This is a genomic window from Scandinavium manionii, assembly GCF_024764775.1.
In the GTDB taxonomy this organism is placed as follows: Bacteria; Pseudomonadota; Gammaproteobacteria; order Enterobacterales; family Enterobacteriaceae; genus Scandinavium; species Scandinavium manionii.
Window position 1 is genome coordinate 594,062 of sequence record NZ_JALIGC010000040.1, and the last position, 17,246, is coordinate 611,307.

The 17,246-nt window shown below is 53.7% G+C and carries 16 protein-coding genes and 2 pseudogenes; 10 read left to right on the plus strand and 8 right to left on the minus strand.

The genetic code is table 11. From position 1 onward, the window contains the following. Positions 1 to 299 precede the first annotated feature (299 nt). From folD to malI, 4 genes are all read left to right on the plus strand, one after another. Positions 300 to 1,166 carry a bifunctional methylenetetrahydrofolate dehydrogenase/methenyltetrahydrofolate cyclohydrolase FolD gene (folD, locus tag MUU51_RS20565; RefSeq protein WP_125355407.1) on the plus strand — a complete coding sequence of 289 codons (867 nt, stop codon included), beginning with the start codon at positions 300 to 302 and terminating at the stop codon, positions 1,164 to 1,166. Positions 1,167 to 1,168: 2 nt separating this feature from the next. Continuing rightward, entirely contained in the window at positions 1,169 to 1,381 is a 213-nt protein-coding gene (gene ybcJ, locus MUU51_RS20570) for a ribosome-associated protein YbcJ (protein WP_159772940.1), read from the plus strand. 274 nt (positions 1,382 to 1,655) lie between these two features. Beyond that, entirely contained in the window at positions 1,656 to 3,155 is a 1,500-nt protein-coding gene (locus MUU51_RS20575; protein ID WP_159772937.1) for a PTS transporter subunit EIIC, read from the plus strand. Between the two features lie 88 nt (positions 3,156 to 3,243). Next, positions 3,244 to 4,260 (plus strand): Mal regulon transcriptional regulator MalI, encoded by a 1,017-nt coding sequence (gene malI / locus MUU51_RS20580; RefSeq protein WP_258968486.1) that lies wholly within the window; start codon positions 3,244 to 3,246, stop codon positions 4,258 to 4,260. Between the two features lie 95 nt (positions 4,261 to 4,355). Here the strand turns inward: malI and cysS are convergent, their stop codons facing one another. Continuing rightward, positions 4,356 to 5,741 (minus strand): cysteine--tRNA ligase, encoded by a 1,386-nt coding sequence (gene cysS / locus MUU51_RS20585; protein ID WP_258968487.1) that lies wholly within the window; start codon positions 5,739 to 5,741, stop codon positions 4,356 to 4,358. A 172-nt stretch (positions 5,742 to 5,913) separates the two neighbouring features. On the opposite strand from cysS, the gene ppiB reads away from it, so the two are divergent. Then, positions 5,914 to 6,408, plus strand: coding sequence for a peptidylprolyl isomerase B (gene ppiB / locus MUU51_RS20590; RefSeq protein WP_110511279.1), 495 nt, complete (start codon positions 5,914 to 5,916; stop codon positions 6,406 to 6,408). Positions 6,409 to 6,411: 3 nt separating this feature from the next. Next, positions 6,412 to 7,134 carry a UDP-2,3-diacylglucosamine diphosphatase gene (lpxH, locus tag MUU51_RS20595; protein ID WP_258968488.1) on the plus strand — a complete coding sequence of 241 codons (723 nt, stop codon included), beginning with the start codon at positions 6,412 to 6,414 and terminating at the stop codon, positions 7,132 to 7,134. A 24-nt stretch (positions 7,135 to 7,158) separates the two neighbouring features. Here the strand turns inward: lpxH and MUU51_RS20600 are convergent, their stop codons facing one another. Next, positions 7,159 to 7,419, minus strand: a complete 261-nt coding sequence (locus MUU51_RS20600; RefSeq protein WP_159752595.1) for a DUF2534 family protein — start codon at positions 7,417 to 7,419, stop codon at positions 7,159 to 7,161. 235 nt (positions 7,420 to 7,654) lie between these two features. Between MUU51_RS20600 and MUU51_RS20605 the strand changes: the two are divergent. Further along, a pseudogene (locus tag MUU51_RS20605) lies at positions 7,655 to 8,985 on the plus strand (ISNCY family transposase). A gap of 396 nt (positions 8,986 to 9,381) precedes the next feature. On the opposite strand, the gene MUU51_RS20610 reads toward MUU51_RS20605, so the two are convergent. From MUU51_RS20610 to MUU51_RS20620, 3 genes are read right to left on the minus strand one after another with little or no spacing between them, the layout of a single operon-like run. Continuing rightward, positions 9,382 to 10,641 (minus strand): glycerate kinase type-2 family protein, encoded by a 1,260-nt coding sequence (locus tag MUU51_RS20610; protein ID WP_258968489.1) that lies wholly within the window; start codon positions 10,639 to 10,641, stop codon positions 9,382 to 9,384. Positions 10,642 to 10,643: 2 nt separating this feature from the next. Further along, complete coding sequence (locus tag MUU51_RS20615) at positions 10,644 to 11,732, minus strand: tartrate dehydrogenase (RefSeq protein ID WP_159772916.1); 1,089 nt, start codon at positions 11,730 to 11,732, stop codon at positions 10,644 to 10,646. Between the two features lie 14 nt (positions 11,733 to 11,746). Beyond that, a complete protein-coding gene (locus tag MUU51_RS20620) occupies positions 11,747 to 13,057 on the minus strand; it encodes an MFS transporter (protein WP_258968490.1) in 1,311 nt (436 codons plus the stop codon). Positions 13,058 to 13,185: 128 nt separating this feature from the next. On the opposite strand from MUU51_RS20620, the gene MUU51_RS20625 reads away from it, so the two are divergent. Continuing rightward, positions 13,186 to 14,094: a LysR family transcriptional regulator gene (locus MUU51_RS20625; protein WP_159772909.1), complete on the plus strand. Its 909-nt coding sequence runs from the start codon at positions 13,186 to 13,188 to the stop codon at positions 14,092 to 14,094. Positions 14,095 to 14,425: 331 nt separating this feature from the next. Here MUU51_RS20625 and MUU51_RS20630 read toward each other — a convergent pair. The 3 genes and pseudogenes from MUU51_RS20630 to MUU51_RS20640 all read right to left on the minus strand — a co-directional run. Next, a pseudogene (locus MUU51_RS20630) lies at positions 14,426 to 14,515 on the minus strand (VapC toxin family PIN domain ribonuclease); the annotation flags it as partial. A 90-nt stretch (positions 14,516 to 14,605) separates the two neighbouring features. Further along, positions 14,606 to 15,097, minus strand: a complete 492-nt coding sequence (locus MUU51_RS20635; protein WP_258968491.1) for a GNAT family N-acetyltransferase — start codon at positions 15,095 to 15,097, stop codon at positions 14,606 to 14,608. Then, positions 15,085 to 15,351 (minus strand): type II toxin-antitoxin system TacA family antitoxin, encoded by a 267-nt coding sequence (locus tag MUU51_RS20640; protein WP_125355910.1) that lies wholly within the window; start codon positions 15,349 to 15,351, stop codon positions 15,085 to 15,087. The genes MUU51_RS20635 and MUU51_RS20640 overlap by 13 nt, the downstream gene beginning before the upstream one ends. 276 nt (positions 15,352 to 15,627) lie before the next feature. Between MUU51_RS20640 and purE the strand changes: the two genes are divergently transcribed. Continuing rightward, on the plus strand, positions 15,628 to 16,137 hold the full coding sequence (gene purE / locus MUU51_RS20645; protein ID WP_125353507.1) for a 5-(carboxyamino)imidazole ribonucleotide mutase: 510 nt from the start codon (positions 15,628 to 15,630) through the stop codon (positions 16,135 to 16,137). Beyond that, positions 16,134 to 17,201: a 5-(carboxyamino)imidazole ribonucleotide synthase gene (gene purK, locus MUU51_RS20650; protein ID WP_159772904.1), complete on the plus strand. Its 1,068-nt coding sequence runs from the start codon at positions 16,134 to 16,136 to the stop codon at positions 17,199 to 17,201. The genes purE and purK overlap by 4 nt, the downstream gene beginning before the upstream one ends. The last annotated feature ends 45 nt before the right edge of the window (positions 17,202 to 17,246 follow it).

A 17,246-nucleotide genomic window follows, 5' to 3' on the forward strand; every position in this document is an offset into this window, starting at 1 on the left:
GTCGTTCCTTCAACACTGTCCGAAAATAGGGTTCCCGGCAGTAGTCATAAATTAAACAATTCGTCTGATGCACAATACGTATAAAAGCTGCGATCGCCTTCAGTCACGTCCTATTATTATTTAGGAAATGACCCGGAAAATAATGACGCACAAGAAAAGGCCTAAAAACAACAGGGCTTTTGGGCCGCCGGGCATTGAGCACGCCAGAAAAACGCAAACGGTGACTGACATCCCGCCCGGCTTCTGACAAAATATGTGCATCCCCCCTTGTGACACTGACAGACGGAATCTTCTCTCTGATGGCAGCAAAGATTATTGACGGTAAAACGATTGCGCAGCAGGTACGCTCTGAGGTCGCGGAAAAAGTGAAGGCGAGAATTTCCGCCGGAAAACGCGCCCCTGGATTAGCCGTAGTGCTGGTCGGCAGCAATCCTGCGTCGCAAATTTACGTCGGCAGCAAACGCAAAGCGTGCGAAGAAGTGGGCTTCATTTCCCGCTCTTACGATCTGCCGGAAACCACTCTCGAAGCCGAGCTGCTGGAGCTTATCGATACCCTGAACGCTGATGACACTATCGACGGCATTCTGGTGCAGCTTCCGCTGCCTGCGGGCATTGATAACGTGAAGGTGCTGGAACGCATTGCGCCGGACAAAGACGTGGACGGCTTCCATCCGTATAACGTCGGTCGCCTGTGCCAGCGCGCGCCGCGTCTGCGTCCGTGCACACCGCGCGGGATCGTGACGATGCTTGAGCGTTACAATATCGACACCTACGGGCTGAACGCAGTGATCGTGGGCGCATCCAACATTGTGGGTCGTCCAATGAGCATGGAATTACTGCTCGCGGGCTGTACCACTACCGTCACCCACCGCTTCACCAAAAATCTGCGTCAGCACGTTGAGAACGCCGATTTACTGGTCGTCGCGGTCGGTAAGCCGGGCTTTATTCCTGGCGAGTGGATCAAAGAAGGCGCGATCGTGGTCGACGTCGGCATTAACCGTCTGGAAAGCGGGAAAGTGGTCGGCGATGTGATTTTTGACGATGCCGCCGCGCGCGCGTCGTATATCACCCCCGTGCCGGGTGGCGTTGGCCCAATGACGGTGGCGACGCTAATCCAGAACACGCTGCAAGCGTGTGAAGAATATCATGATGTAAAGGACGTTTAAGAATGGCTACTTTTTCCCTGGGTAAACACCCACACGTTGAACTGTGCGACCTGCTGAAACTGGAAGGCTGGTGTGAAAGCGGCGCGCAGGCAAAACTCACTATCGCCGATGGGCAGGTGAGCGTCGACGGCGCGGTTGAAACCCGTAAACGCTGCAAAATTGTCGCGGGCCAGACGGTGAGTTTCGCCGGTCAGAGCATTACCGTCATCGCCTGATATCAGGTGGTTGCAGACCGGGTTCCCTGCCCGGTCTGGTGCCCGGCGACGCACTGTTTGCCGGGCCTACACAGTGGTTATCCCTTTCCTGTTATCAACTCTAATTATCGATCGACTTCAAAGAATCATCATTTCCTCTGCCTGAATGTAAAATTTAAGTTGCGCACCTCGAATACTTCTTAGACGATAAGTAGAACGTTCTACTAAAACGTTCTACTTACAAAAACAGCACGTAATCAGTGCATCTCAGGGTCTCAGGTCGGGGGAAAACAGCATGGGTCTGTTCTCAGGGTTTGTGAAATCGTTGTCAAAATTATCCATGATTGGTCGTGCGCTGATGCTGCCAATCTCACTGCTGCCTGCGGCCGGTTTGCTGCTTGCGTTCGGTGATAAATTCCATATGCCGTTAATGATGAACGCTGGTGGGGTTATTTTCGATAACCTGCCGATGCTGTTCGCCATCGGTTCTGCGGTCGGGCTCGCGTCCGAATCGGGGATTGCAGCGTTATCCGCAGCGGTGTCGGTGTTTGTCACCAACATCACCATCGGCACCGTGCTGAGCATCACGCCAGAAATGGCCTCTCAGGGCGGGAAATATGCAATGGTCGTCGGCATTCCGACGCTGCAAATGGGCGTCTTTGGCGGCCTGATTTGCGGCGTGCTGGCGGCATGGTGCTACAACCGCTTCCACAAGATGCAGCTGCCGGAATTCCTCGGCTTCTTCTCCGGCAAGCGCTTCGTGGCAATCGCGACGGCGTTTCTGTCGTTCATTATGGGCCTGCTGCTGCCGTATATCTGGTCGCACATTCAGTCTGGCATCGACGCCCTGTCGGTGGTGGTTAACGGTGATAACCAGGCGGCATCGACCTTTATCTTTGGTCTGGTTGAGCGCGCGCTGATCCCGCTCGGCCTGCACCACATCTGGTATCCTTCGTTCTGGTACTCCTTTGGCGATTACACCACTCAGGCAGGCCAGGTGATTCACGGCGACCAGACCATCTGGTTCAAAATGCTGGAAGAAGGTGTGAAATCCTTCAGCAGCGACAGCTACCAGAATGCCGGTAAATTCATGCAGGGCGAGTTCCCGCTGATGCTGTTCGCACTGCCTGCTGCGTGTCTGGCGATGTACCACGAAGCGCATACCGCTAACAAAAAAATCGCAGCGGGGATCTTGTTCTCTGCGGCACTGACCTGTTTCCTGACAGGCATCACCGAGCCGGTTGAATTTACCTTCATCTTTGTGGCGCCAATTCTGTACGTCTTCAACGCCATCATGGCCGGTCTGGCGTACATGACCATGTACCTGATGCACGCCCACATTGCCAAATCGTTCTCCGCCGGGTTCATCGACTATCTGTCATTCGGTATTCTGCCGTCGTTTAACGGCTATCAGACCAACTTCCTCAGCGCGGTGATTATCGGTATCCCGATGGGACTGATTTACTACTTCACCTTCCGTTTCGTGATTCGTCGCTTTGACGTCAAAACGCCGGGCCGTACCAGCGTGACCGCCAATGCAAACGACAAAACCGATACTGAAATCGCGACTGAAATTATCGGCCTGCTGGGTGGTGCGCAGAACATCGATTCCGTCGGTTCCTGCATCACCCGTCTGCGTCTGGAAGTGGCAAAGAGCGATATCGTGGACAAAGATGGCCTCAACGCCGTCGGCGCTCGCGGCGTGGTGTTCATCGGTGATAACGGTATCCAGGTGATTTTTGGTGCCAGAGCGCAATTTATCGCACAAACCATGTCGACGATGATTGGCAAATAAGCGGAAGATGATACGCTGTCGACGTCTCCTGCCCTTGCAGGAGACGTTTTTATCTGTTTGATTGCGGCGAGTTTTTCAGGGAGCAGGTTTGAAAAAAGTCAGCATTATCGATGTGGCGAAACAGGCGGGCGTCTCCGTCTCCACCGTCTCTTTGGTTCTGCGCCAGAAAGGTAAAATTTCCGACGCCACCATTGAGAAAGTTCAGGCCGCCATCGCCCAACTCGGTTACGTGCATAACGTCGCTGCCGCCAACCTGCGCTCCAGTACGTCCAATCTGATTGGCCTTATCCTGCGCGATTTCAGCGACAGTTTTTCCATCAAAGTAATGGCAAGCGTGGTTCAGGAGCTGGAGAAGCAAGGGTTTATGGTATTTCTCGGCCAGCCACAGGACGACCACGCCAGCCTCGAACGTTGCCTGCTGTCGTTCAAACAACAGGGCGTAGCGGGCGTGATTTATCTGGCATCCGACACCAAACGCCCTCATCTGCCTGAGCAAATTCGCGCGTGTCCCTTACCGTTAGTGGTGGTTTCTCAGTCACTGATGGAAGAAAACTGCAATCTGGTGATGCGCGATAACCGCCAGGCGGCGAGCCTCGCGACCCGCTATCTGATTGAACGCGGACACCGCAGCATTGGCTACATCGGCGGCCAGGACGAGTGTCTGATTCGCCAACAGAGGCTGCAAGGTTTTCGCAGTACGCTGGTGCAAAATGGCATGGTGTACAAAGAGGATTCGGCCCCGGCATGCAGCGATGATACACATGCGGCCAGCATCGCCACCCGGCAACTGCTGGAGAAAAACAACACTCTCACCGCCCTGCTGTGCCATTCTCCGGACGCGATGATCGGTTGTATCAACGGCATTCATCAAGTCGGGCGTACTATCGGGAAAGACGTGTTCCTGACCCAGCAGGTGGCGCTGATTGGCTTTGAAGATATGCTGCACATCAATCTCACCTCCCCTTCATTCACCTTTGTCTCCTCCGCCAGTGAAGAAACGGGTCGACAGACCGCAAGTCTGATCATCCGCAAACTTAAAGAACCTGAGTTACAAACGCAGAAAGTCACGCTTTCAGGCCAGCTGATCGCCCGCGAATCAGCATAAAAAAGCCCGGCGGCGCTACGCTTGCACGGGCCCACGTTTTTCATTGTAGGACCGGTCAAGGCTGCGCCCACCGGGCAGTTAAATCAGATGACGTGTTACTTACGACGCCAGGTTGTTCCCTGTGCGCCGTCTTCCAGCACGATACCCATTTCGTTCAAACGGTCACGCGCCGCATCCGCCGCCGCCCAGTCTTTTGACTGACGCGCGTCCAGACGCTGTTTGATCAACGCTTCGATTTCAGCCACTTCGCCGTCATCTGCCTGCGCGCCGCCCTGCAGGAACTCTTCCGGATCCTGTGCTAACAGGCCCAGTACGGCAGAAAGTTTACGCAAATGTGCCGCCATGGCGTTTGCCGCAGCCACATCTTCGCCCTTCAGACGGTTCACTTCACGCGCCATATCGAACAGCACGGAATAGGCTTCCGGGGTGTTGAAATCGTCGTCCATCGCGTCACGGAAACGCGCTTCGAACGCATCGCCGCCCGCTGCATCAACGCTGGCATCGGTGCCACGCAGCGCGGTGTACAGACGTTCAAGCGCAGAGCGTGCCTGCTTGAGGTTATCTTCGCTGTAATTCAGCTGGCTGCGATAGTGGCCGGACATCAGGAAATAACGCACGGTTTCCGCATCGTAATATTTCAGCACGTCACGCACGGTGAAGAAGTTGCCCAGCGATTTGGACATCTTTTCGCGGTCAACCATCACCATGCCGGAGTGCATCCAGGTGTTGACGTACTCGCCGTCGTGCGCACAGGTGGACTGCGCGATTTCATTCTCGTGGTGCGGGAACATCAGGTCAGAGCCACCGCCGTGAATGTCGAAATGGGAACCGAGCTGCTTGCAGTTCATGGCAGAACATTCGATGTGCCAGCCTGGACGCCCGTCGCCCCACGGTGACGGCCAGCTTGGCTCGTCGGCTTTGGACATTTTCCACAGTACGAAGTCCATCGGGTTACGCTTCACGTCAACGACGTCAACACGGGCACCGGCCTGAAGATTGTCGAGATCCTGACGCGACAGCAAGCCGTAGTTTGGATCGCTCGGCACCGAGAACATCACGTCGCCGTTGTCTGCCACGTAGGCATGGCCCCGTTCGATCAGCCGTTCGGTTATTTCCACTATTTCATGAATGTGGTGCGTCGCACGCGGTTCGTTGTCCGGACGCAGGATATTCAGTGCATCAAAATCGTTGTGCATTTCGACGATCATGCGGTCAACCAGCGCCACAAAATCTTCGCCATTTTCATTAGCACGCTTGATGATTTTGTCGTCAATATCGGTGATGTTACGCACGTATTTCAGTTGGTAGCCGAGAAAACGCAGGTAGCGCGCTACCACGTCAAAGGCAACAAACGTACGGCCGTGGCCGATATGACAGAGATCGTAAACGGTAATACCACACACGTACATGCCGACTTCCCCGGCATGAATAGGTTTGAATTCCTCTTTTTGGCGCGTCAGTGTATTAAAGATTTTTAACATTGAAGATTCCATGTAAACGAGTGTGGTCGTAAAGCGGATATTCTACCTGTAATTCGATCCGGAAGCAGCACGCAATGCAAGGTGATCGAACCCGGCGGTTATGCTATAACAACCCCCTATACGTGACCCGCCAGCGGGTATTCGCACCACAATTTCGGAACAGGATGCAAAAATGGTTACTTTCCACACTAATCACGGCGATATCGTAATCAAAACGTTTGATGATAAAGCGCCTGAAACAGTTAAAAACTTCCTGGACTACTGCCGCGAAGGTTTCTACGACAACACCATTTTCCACCGTGTTATCAACGGTTTTATGATTCAGGGCGGCGGCTTTGAGCCGGGCATGAATCAGAAAGAAACCAAAGATCAGATCAAAAACGAAGCGAACAACGGCCTGAAAAACACCCGTGGTACGCTGGCAATGGCCCGTACTCAGGCGCCACACTCTGCTACCGCACAGTTCTTCATTAACGTCGTTGATAACGACTTCCTGAACTTCTCCGGCGAAAACCTGCAAGGCTGGGGTTACTGCGTATTCGCAGAAGTGGCTGAAGGCATGGATGTTGTTGATAAGATCAAAGCCGTGGCAACTGGCCGCAGCGGCATGCACCAGGACGTTCCTAAAGAAGACGTTATCGTGACAAGCGTGACCGTCAGCGAGTAATTCGTGGCGACACTCTTTATTGCGGATTTGCATCTGCACACAGAAGAACCGGCGATCACCGCCGGTTTTCTGCGTTTTTTACGCGGTGAAGCCCGCAGCGCCGACGCGCTGTACATTCTCGGCGATCTGTTTGAAGCCTGGATTGGCGATGACAGCCCTGAACCGCTTAATCGTGAAATAGCAAAAGAAATCAAAGCGCTGGTCGATTCAGGTGTGCCCTGTTTCTTCATCCACGGCAACCGTGACTTTCTGCTTGGCAAGCGTTTTGCCCGTGAGAGCGGTATGACGTTACTGCCCGAAGAACAGTGTCTGGATCTGTATGGCCGAAAGGTATTGATAATGCACGGCGACACGCTGTGCACCGACGATCCCGGGTATCTGGCCTTCCGCGCCAAAGTGCATCAGCCCTGGCTGCAAACGCTGTTTCTGGCCCTGCCGCTGTTTATCCGCCGTCGCATTGCCGCCAAAATGCGCGATGACAGCAAAAACGCCAACAGCCACAAATCGATGGAAATCATGGACGTCAACGCCCACGCGGTGGTCGAGGTGATGGAAAAGCATCAGCTGCAGTGGCTCATACACGGGCACACGCATCGCCCGGCGGTTCACGAACTCACTGCAAACGAGAAACCCGCTTTTCGCGTGGTATTAGGCGCGTGGCACAGCGAAGGATCGATGGTCAAAGTGACCACCAATAACGTCGAATTGATCGCCTTCCCTTTCTGAAGCACCTTATCTCAAGCGAACAAATTAACCACGATCGTCTTTCGGGCCGAGGAAGTAGAAGCCAAACGGCAGTGAGCCAATGATGGTGAACATAATGCTGTAGATGGTGGCCCATGCACCCTGAATGAAGTACATCGACACGCTCCACTGATCCATCGGCAGGTTGTATTGATCTTCAACCCCCTGGAACGTGACTTTGGACACCACCGTTACCGCAATAATGAAAACGATAGCAACGGCGGTCAGAAATTTTTTCCCCTCCGGGGTGCGAAGTATTGCCAGCATACCTTCTCCTCATGAAATGCTGCGCTGCGTAATACGCCTGACGGCGATGCAGTCGATATTTTCTAACAGGTGACTTTACCGTATTTCTCAGCGTTATGGGTCAGATTTACAGGAACAGAAAAATCGGCAGCGCATTCGCCGCTTTCATGACCGCGCAACCGTGTTAAGACTATGCGGTAATGTCCCCTTGACCCAATCAGAAATGTCACCCACCGTATTTTGGGGAGGATATTTCATGGCAAAAGAGATAATTAGCATGAGTCACAAAGAGCTCGATCGGCTCCAGATTATTCGGGAGTCGGTCAGCCGCCACATCACTCAGGACCAGGCTGCGGAGCGAATAGGTATTTCGGTCCGGCAGGTCAAACGTCTTGTTCAACGATACCGGGTTGAAGGCCCTCAGGGGCTGGTTTCACGCCGTCGCGGGAAACGTCCCAGTAATGCTTTCTCGCCTGAGTTTCGCTCACTCGTTATCTCGCTTGTCAGGGATAAATACCCGGATTTTGGGCCAGCGAGAAGCTGCGGGAAATTCACGGGCTGGCGCTGTCCGCTGAGACATTGCGTAAGTGGATGGTTGAGGAGGGACTGTGGCGAGAGCGTCGTCGCAAGATTGCCCGTATTTATCAGCGGCGGCAGCGCCGCCCATGCTATGGGGAGCTGATCCAGATTGATGGCTCTCCGCATGACTGGTTCGAAGCACGGGGGCCACGCTGCACGCTGATCGTCTTTATCGATGATGCGACCAGTGCGTTGATGGCCCTTCGGTTCGCCCCGGCCGAAACCACCCGGGCTTATATGGAAACTCTGCGAGATTATCTCGGCAACCATGGACTCCCTCTCGCCCTGTATTCAGATCGGCACAGTATTTTCCGTGTTAATAAACCGGAAAGGGAAGGTGAGCTGACGCAGTTCACCCGCGCCGTGAAAACGCTTGGCATAGCGCCGATTCACGCGAATACCCCGCAGGCTAAAGGTCGGGTTGAACGGGCTAATCAGACGTTGCAGGACAGGCTGGTTAAAGAGCTGCGACTTCGTCATATCAGTGACATCGAAACGGCTAACGCCTGGCTGCCAGAATTCGTGAAAGCTTACAATGACCGCTTTGCATCCCAGCCCCGGGAAGGCGGTAATGCCCATCGGGAAATTCATCACACTCCGGAAGAACTGAATTACATTCTCTCCTATCAGGCCCGCCGTGTGTTGTCCAGGAATCTGACGTTCCAGTACAAAACCTGCGCGTATCAGATCCGCTCAGAAGGGCAGGGTTACCGACTCAGGCATGCGCTCGTCACGGTTTGTGAGAATTTTCAGGGAGAGATTACGGTGTTGCACGACAGCCGGGAACTTGGCTGTGAGAAATATGTGGATGGGCCTGAGCCCTTACCTCTTGATGACGAGAAGAGTGTTCATGAGCGGGTTGAGAATGCGCGTTTCGACCTGCGTTCGAAGTTCTATGTTAAACCGGCAGCCGACCATCCGTGGAATACACGCAGAACGCAAAGTATGTCCCCTGTTAAACCACCGAAGTTACCCAGAAAGAAGGCTGACAGGGACAAATCAGGATGAATCCGGGCCGGATACATTTACCTGAATAGTCATGCAGTGGGGTAAAATTCTGCCTGTGCGTTTCTGGCGGGTTTTCGGGTGGTTTGTTACCCTTTTTACCGGTTATTCGTCCGAAACGCCCTGAACGCGTTATAGCGGTGCGTACAATTAGACCGTTATGGTAAATCTCATTTGTTATGGCCAATGCCTGCTAAGAGCGAAGAGCGGACTAAACCCAGGGGCTTGACTGGCTTTAATAGGGAGAATAGATTTTCAACCGCGCAAACTGGACGCGACAGGTTGTAGTTTTCCTGGATAGAGCATTGGAGTAAGCCGGTAGAACTGTGACAAACTGGCTTAGGCTGAACGACGCTAAGCATAAATATTGCTCTCCCGGGCCGCAGGAGAGCAACAGGCTCAGGCAATCAATACTGCCCGAATGTCATTCACGTTTGTTAACGTCGGACCGGTTATCACCAGATCATCGAGCGCGTGAAAATAGCTGTAACTGTCATGTATATCAAGATAATTAGCCGCATTCAGGCCGCCCATCTTGCCGCGTGTTAACGTGTCCGGAAATACCAATGCTCCTGCTGCATCTTCCGTTCCGTCGATACCATCACTGTCGCCGGCGATTGCCCATATGCCGCTCTCTCCCTGCAATGCACAGGCCAGACTGAGCGAAAATTCAGTGTTACGCCCCCCCTTTCCGTGCTGGCCATTGCTTACCGTCACGGTGGTTTCACCACCCGACAACAGTACTGCCGGACCGGAAACCGGATGACCATACTGCTTCACGGATTTAGCAATCCCGGCCATTACAATGGCCGCTTCGCGGCTTTCGCCCTCTATCGCATCGCCCAGAATAAGCGGCGTCAGTCCATGTCTGCGCACAGCCAACGCGGCAGCCTGCAAAGCCAACTGCGGCGTGGCAATGAGTTTGACTTCACTGTTCGCTACGCTTTCAACCGGACCTGCCGGCTGGCTTAGCAGGTTATGAACAGGTTCCGGGGTCGGAATACCGTAACGCTGGAGTACCCGAAGCGCATCAAGCGGCGTGCTGTCATCTGCGACAGTAGGGCCTGAAGCAACATCTGCCGGGTTATCGCCCGGCACATCGCTGATAATCAATGACACAATACGAGCCGGTTGTACCATTCTTGCCAGCTTGCCGCCTTTCACCGCGGAGAGATGACGACGTACCAGATTCATCTCTTTGATGTTGGCACCGCTGTGCAGTAGCGCGCGAGTGATGGCCTGCTTATCTTTCAATGTTAAACCTGGAGCGGGTAGCGCCATCAGCGCCGATCCACCACCTGAAATTAGCGCCAGCACCAGGTCATCAGAAGTCAAACCGCGTAGCGCTTCCACAATTAGCATTGCGGCAACTTCGCTCATCGAATCGGATACCGGATGAGCCGCCTCGATGATCCGGATGCGGCCAGTAGGCACAGCGTAACCGTAACGCGTCACCACCACGCCAGAAACATCCACATCCGGCCAGGCTGCATCCACAGCCGCAGCCATCGCCGCCGAGGCTTTACCGGCACCGATCACCACGCAGCGGCCCCGCGGTTTTTCCGGCAGATTAGACAGGATCGCAGGTCCCGCACGAGCGCTGTCGATTGCATGCTGAAAGATATCCTGCAGGATCTCTGCAGCCTGTTCATTTTTCATGATTATACGGTCTCGGCGATATTTGCTCTGGCTTCGATAAATTCCACTACAGCGCGAGTTACGTCCGCGGTACTGGCTGTTCCACCAACATCTGGCGTCAGAATGCCTTTCTCACAAACATATTCGATACTTTCCATAATCAGCGCCGCGGCGTTACGTTCGCCCAGATGTTCAAGCATCTGTACCGCAGTCCAGAAGGTTGCTATCGGGTTAGCAATACCTTTGCCGGTGATATCGAAAGCTGAACCATGGATAGGTTCGAACATGGAAGGGAAGCGGCGTTCCGGATCAATATTGGCGGTCGGCGCTACGCCCAGACTGCCAGCCAACGCGCCGGCCAGATCAGAAAGGATATCGGCGTGCAGATTAGTGGCCACGATGGTATCCAGCGTCTGGGGATGCAGTGTCATGCGGTGTGTCATGGCATCGACTAGCATCTTGTCCCACTGCACATCCGGGAATTCCTGCGCCACTTCGGCGGCAATCTCATCCCACATCACCATTCCGTGACGCTGGGCATTGGATTTGGTCACCACGGTCAGCAGTTTGCGTGGACGAGACTGCGCCAGTCTGAAGGCATAGCGCATAATGCGCGTAACGCCGACGCGGGTGAAGATGGCCACCTCGGTGCCTACTTCTTCCGGTAAGCCACGGTGTGCACGGCCGCCGTTGCCAGAGTATTCCCCCTCGGAGTTTTCACGCACAATGACCCAGTCCAGATCGCCCGGCCCGCGGTTCCGCAGCGGAGAGGTGACACCCGGCAGGATTTTGGTTGGACGCACGTTGGCGTACTGGTCAAAGCCTTGGCAAATGGGCAGGCGCAGACCCCAGAGAGTAATATGGTCAGGCACATCCGGCGCGCCTACTGCGCCGAAATAAATAGCATCAAACGATTTCAGCGTATTCAGCCCTTCTTCCGGCATCATCACGCCATGTATTTTGTAATAGTCCGACCCCCAGTCAAAGGTCTCTACATTAAACTTCAGCTGTGGATCGTGGCGTGTCAGCGCATGCAGTACTTCAACACCTGCAGAAATGACTTCCGGACCGATACCGTCGGCAGGTATGGCGGCAATTTTGTAGTTACGCATAGTTAATTCTCCGGTTAATGAGTATGAGGATGAGTGAGCTCTGCCGTATGCGGCTTGTCTGTCCTGGCTGAAAGAATCAGGACAATGAGGGCAGAAATAGTCAGCAGTCCGGCGACGAAGTACAGTCCCCAGGTGTAGCTACCTGTTTGCTGGCGGATCACGCCAATCATCATCGGGCCAACAAAGCCGCCGAGGTTGCCGATGGAGTTAATCGTGGCAATACCCGCTGCCGCTGCCGGGCCGCTCAGGAACACTGTAGGCATACTCCAGAGAGGCGGTTTCGATGCGCTGATGCCTACGGTGACTAGTGTTAAGGCGACGATCACCGTAAATAGTGTGCTGACGTTACCCGCGTAAATCAGACCGGCTGCCGCCAGCAGGCAGGCACCAATCACATGCCAGCTGCGCTCTTTGGTACGGTCGGAATGCTGTGCCCACAGGATCATGGCGATGACACCGATGACAGCCGGGAAAGCGTTGAGGAAACCAATCTCCAGCGAGGTAGCACCAAAGCTGCGGATGATTTGCGGTGACCAGATGCCAAGTGTGTACAATCCGGCAGATGTACCAAAATAAACCAGCGCGAGTGCCAGTACCCGCTTATCCGCAAGTCCTTTCCATGCGCTGCTGTGGCTTTGTTTTGCAGCCCGAGCCAGTTCCTCGGCCTGCATGGTGTTTTCCAGCCACGCACGCTCTTCGTCAGTCAGCCATTTGGCTTTGGCGGGGCGATCGGTGAGGAAGAAAAGAACCACAATCCCAAGCACCAGTGCTGGCAGGGCTTCCAGCACAAACATCCACTGCCATCCTGCATAGCCGAAGAAACCATGCATCTCGAGCAGGGAGGCTGAAATAGGTGATCCCAGCGCGGTTGAAAGCGGTGCTGCGGCCATAAAGATGGCAGTGACCTGCGCACGTTTCGCCGCCGGGAACCAATAGCTGAGATAAAGAATGATGCCAGGAAAGAAACCCGCTTCCGCTACGCCGAGCAGAAAACGTAGGGTATAGAAACTAGTTGTCCCCTGAACAAAAGCCATGCAGCCAGAGACCATGCCCCAGGTGATCATCACGCGGGCTATCCAGATACGGGCACCAACTTTATGGAGGATTAAGTTTGAAGGGACTTCAAACAGAAAGTAACCGAGAAAGAAAATGCCGGCCCCCAGCCCGAAAACCGTGGGCGAAAATCCCAAATCCTCATTCATGGTCAGGGCGGCAAAGCCAATGTTTACCCGATCGAGAAAAGCGATGAAATACAGCAGCATGATAAAAGGAATAATACGCAAGGTAACCTTGCGCATAACCTTTTTTTCGAGGTCGTTATTCATTTCGGGATGCTCCAATGTCGTGTAGGGTTGTTATCGTTTTGTAATAATCCCAGTATGGAGATATGTGCGGTTTTATCATCAGCACTACTTTATACAAATAATTTATATAATCTGTTTCTGGTGAAAAAATGGATATAAATCAGTTACGTTGTTTTGTGGTGTTAGGTGATGAACTTCACTTTGGCCGGGCAGCCCGTAAACTCGAAATGATGCCTGCGTCACTCAGTCGTTTCATCAAGCTACTGGAGGACGATCTGGCTATAAGGTTGCTGAATCGTTCGACCAGGAACGTGTCGCTGACACCTGAGGGGGCAGAGTTTTTAAATGAGGCCAAGGTCGTCATTGCTGACTTCGATGCGTTGCGGCTGCGGTTTCGAAAACATACACCGTCGCATAAAAGAACATTGCGGATCGGTGCAATTGACAGCGCGGCCAGAGGGTTATTACCAGAATTACTTAATCTTTTCGTGCAGCAGTATCCTGATGCGGATATCCATATTACTGAAGATAAATCTTACAGTCTTATTCCGCGGCTCATTTCTGGGTGGCTGGATATTGTTTTTGTTCGTCCACCAGAACATGTAAACGCAATGCTGACGACGCGGTTTATCGCTAATGAAAGCTGTGTACTCGCTGTACCTGCCCATCACCGGCTGGTCAGTTATGACGAAGTCAGTATTGATGATTTCTTTAATGAACCCGTTATCATGCCGGAAAGACGCACAAGACCTCACAGCCATGATCTGACGATGAATTTCTTCAAAGCTGGCGGCAGATCTCCTGTCATTGCTCAGTATGCTGAGGAGAAACAGACCATCCTGAGTTTAGTCGCCGCCGGACTGGGCATTGCTCTGGTTCCCTCATCCTATAAAAACATGAATGCTGACGGGGTTAAATACCTTGATCTCTCGTCGATGGAACATGTTGAAGGGCTTCCACTGAGTGTGATGTGGCATCAGGGAAATAATAATATTCATGTGAGTTCTCTGCTGGATATACTTTCTGACAACATTGAAGAGCTTACTTATAACCTGTGACTGATTACAGAACGGTGGAGACTGACTATCCATTTGCCCTGCGCATACGTACTGAAATAACCGCCAGGTCGGCGTGGGATTTCATGCGGCTCTTTGATTAGCGAAAGAAAGGGAAGCATCAAAAAGAATCAGGGCGCATAAATTTATGAAACATAAAATACCACGATACTCTCAACGTTCCTCACCGCTCTGCAACCGGTTGATTAACATCCCATAATCTCAATAAAGTCCGCTCATGCATTTAACGGACAAGTTCGAAGTTTCCAGAGCCATCCTAAACGTCCGCTTTTGGCACAGAGCGGACCTTCATCATCTGGCGTTCTGTCCGCGGTCAGTGAACCCAGTCTTTCTGCACCAGACCCGGCATCCGCGCAAACTCTCTCACATTATTGGTCACAAGAATGGCTACAGCCGCTATGGCTTGTTCCCCATTGATTAACACAACATGTTGTTAAAAATATCCGCTTCTGGCTGTGAGTTGCACCCAGAGGCAATTAGGACTTACGGGCGGTTAAATGGCAGTAGGTAACCGGAGAAAAAGTGTTTTCTCCTGGGTAGTTGAGGACATAAATCCATGGTGTAGATAAAACTGTTTTGCTGCATCAGACAGGGCATGCACCATAATGGCCCGGACGCCAATATTCTCCGCAACCCGGCAAATACGTAGTACCGCATCATGCAGTAAATCCGCCCCAAGGCCCTGGCCATGGTAACTCGAATCAAGGGCCAGTCGGGCCAGAATTATGATGGGAAGGGGGTCAGGCATGTTTCGTCTGAGCCCACCGGGTGCAATGGCATGAGTAACACTGCCGGTGGCCAGAGAGTAAAAACCAATCACTTGCGAAGAATCCTCCCGGCATATCACAAACGTTCTGGCGGCGCCAGTCGACTGGTTTTTTAACCCCCGGAGCCTGATCCATTCATCCAGTGCAGCTTCTCCGGAGTGAAACTCTGAAAGAATGTGAGTCGACTTTAGCGGTGCTGGAGCGGTTACTTTTCCCACTGCGGTTTTCTCGCCATGAGCGTATCCAGTGCCGGATTCGCTGTTACGGGTGCATCCAGCATATCGATAAATTCGGCGTACTGTTCATCATCGAGATTAAACATCCGGCGATCAAGGATCACGTTTTCAGCAGCCTGGCAGGCTATGTCTAGTATAAAGTCGGTGCGTGATTTATGGAGAATACCGGCAGCGGTATCGATCAACGCGCGCTGGGCTTCTTTAGCCCGAATGTTAAGCTGAACATCAGATTTCATGATGAGTCCCTGTATAGCAAATGATATACAGAGCTTACACCTGCCGTATAGAGAATGCTATACACATTGGGAGCGAAATTTTTGTGCCCGGACAGCGTTGAAACAATAAACCTATGCCTTAGCCAGAAGTCAGGACATTTGTGTCTTGCAACAAAAAGGCCTTTTCTGCTTTGCGTTGACACATGACCGCGCAACCGTTTTCCTTGGCGTTTTTCCATGCTATTCTCTGTGGCCTTCAAAGCAGTGTGTTCCACACCCACAGGAGTTTTAAGACGCATGTCTTCCCGCAACAATCCGGCGCGAGTCGCCATCGTGATGGGGTCCAAAAGCGACTGGGCTACCATGCAGTTTGCCGCCGAAATCTTTGATTCCCTGAATGTTCCACACCACGTGGAAATCGTCTCTGCCCATCGCACGCCCGACAAACTGTTCAGTTTTGCCGAAACGGCAGAAGACAACGGCTATCAGGTGATTATTGCGGGCGCAGGTGGTGCAGCGCATTTGCCGGGGATGATTGCAGCGAAAACTCTGGTGCCGGTGCTCGGAGTACCCGTTCAGAGCGCGGCCCTGAGCGGCGTGGACAGCCTTTATTCTATCGTTCAGATGCCGCGCGGCATTCCGGTGGGAACCCTGGCGATTGGCAAAGCGGGCGCCGCCAACGCCGCCCTGCTGGCAGCACAAATTCTGGCGACGCACGACCGCGAACTGCATCAGCGCCTGGCCGACTGGCGCAAAGCGCAGACCGACGAGGTTCTGGAGAATCCGGACCCACGGGGTGACGCATGAAACAGGTTTGCGTCCTCGGCAACGGTCAGCTAGGCCGCATGCTGCGCCAGGCCGGTGAACCCATGGGGATCGACGTCTGGCCGGTTGGCCTCGAAGCCGATCCGGAAGCCGTGCCGTTTCAGCAAAGCGTTATCACGGCTGAAATTGAACGCTGGCCGGAAACCGCGTTAACCCGCGAACTGGCGCGTCATCCGGCGTTCGTTAATCGCGACGTCTTTCCGATAATCGCCGACCGCCTGACGCAAAAACAGCTGTTCGACAAGCTGGGTCTCGCCACCGCGCCGTGGCAGCTGCTGGCAGAAAAAACCGAATGGCCCGGCGTGTTTGAGAATCTCGGCGAGTTGGCCATCGTTAAGCGCCGCACCGGCGGCTACGACGGGCGCGGCCAGTGGCGCTTGCGCAGTCATGAAACCGCACAGCTGCCGGACGACTGCTACGGCGAATGCATCGTTGAGCAAGGCATCAATTTCAGCGGCGAAGTGTCGCTGGTCGGCGCCAGAGCGCACGACGGTACGACGGTGTTCTATCCCCTGACCCACAACCTGCATCAGGACGGCATTCTGCGCGTTAGCGTCGCCTTCCCGCAGGCTAATGCCGAGCAGCAGGCGCAGGCCGAAACCATGCTCACGTCGATCATGGATGCGCTGAACTACGTCGGCGTGATGGCGATGGAATGCTTCATCACCCCTGCCGGGCTGCTGATTAACGAGCTGGCCCCGCGCGTGCACAACAGCGGGCACTGGACGCAAAACGGGGCGTCGATCAGCCAGTTCGAGCTGCATCTGCGCGCTATCACTCAGCTGCCGCTGCCCCCGCCGGTCATCAACAGCCCGTCGGTGATGGTCAATCTGATTGGTACGGATATGAACACGGACTGGCTGAAGCTGCCACTGGTGCATCTGCACTGGTATGCGAAAGAGGTGCGTGCGGGCCGGAAGGTTGGCCATTTGAACCTCAATGACAGCGACACCGACCGTTTAAGCGCCACTCTTGAAGCGCTGGTTCCACTGCTGCCACCGGAATATGCCAGCGGAATTACCTGGGCACAATCTCTGTTGCGGTAGTCCTCTTGCCCGGCGGCATTGCGCTGCCGGGCACGTTAACGACAG

Excerpts from the sequence above, each read along its gene's own strand:
- folD (WP_125355407.1), top strand. The coding sequence starts at position 300 with ATGGCAGCAAAGATTATTGACGGTAAAACGATTGCGCAGCAGGTACGC.
- ybcJ (WP_159772940.1), top strand. The coding sequence starts at position 1,169 with ATGGCTACTTTTTCCCTGGGTAAACACCCACACGTTGAACTGTGCGAC.
- MUU51_RS20575 (WP_159772937.1), top strand. The coding sequence starts at position 1,656 with ATGGGTCTGTTCTCAGGGTTTGTGAAATCGTTGTCAAAATTATCCATG.
- cysS (WP_258968487.1), bottom strand. The coding sequence starts at position 5,741 with ATGTTAAAAATCTTTAATACACTGACGCGCCAAAAAGAGGAATTCAAA.
- ppiB (WP_110511279.1), top strand. The coding sequence starts at position 5,914 with ATGGTTACTTTCCACACTAATCACGGCGATATCGTAATCAAAACGTTT.
- MUU51_RS20600 (WP_159752595.1), bottom strand. The coding sequence starts at position 7,419 with ATGCTGGCAATACTTCGCACCCCGGAGGGGAAAAAATTTCTGACCGCC.
- MUU51_RS20610 (WP_258968489.1), bottom strand. The coding sequence starts at position 10,641 with ATGAAAAATGAACAGGCTGCAGAGATCCTGCAGGATATCTTTCAGCAT.
- MUU51_RS20615 (WP_159772916.1), bottom strand. The coding sequence starts at position 11,732 with ATGCGTAACTACAAAATTGCCGCCATACCTGCCGACGGTATCGGTCCG.
- MUU51_RS20620 (WP_258968490.1), bottom strand. The coding sequence starts at position 13,057 with ATGAATAACGACCTCGAAAAAAAGGTTATGCGCAAGGTTACCTTGCGT.
- MUU51_RS20625 (WP_159772909.1), top strand. The coding sequence starts at position 13,186 with ATGGATATAAATCAGTTACGTTGTTTTGTGGTGTTAGGTGATGAACTT.
- MUU51_RS20640 (WP_125355910.1), bottom strand. The coding sequence starts at position 15,351 with ATGAAATCTGATGTTCAGCTTAACATTCGGGCTAAAGAAGCCCAGCGC.
- purE (WP_125353507.1), top strand. The coding sequence starts at position 15,628 with ATGTCTTCCCGCAACAATCCGGCGCGAGTCGCCATCGTGATGGGGTCC.
- purK (WP_159772904.1), top strand. The coding sequence starts at position 16,134 with ATGAAACAGGTTTGCGTCCTCGGCAACGGTCAGCTAGGCCGCATGCTG.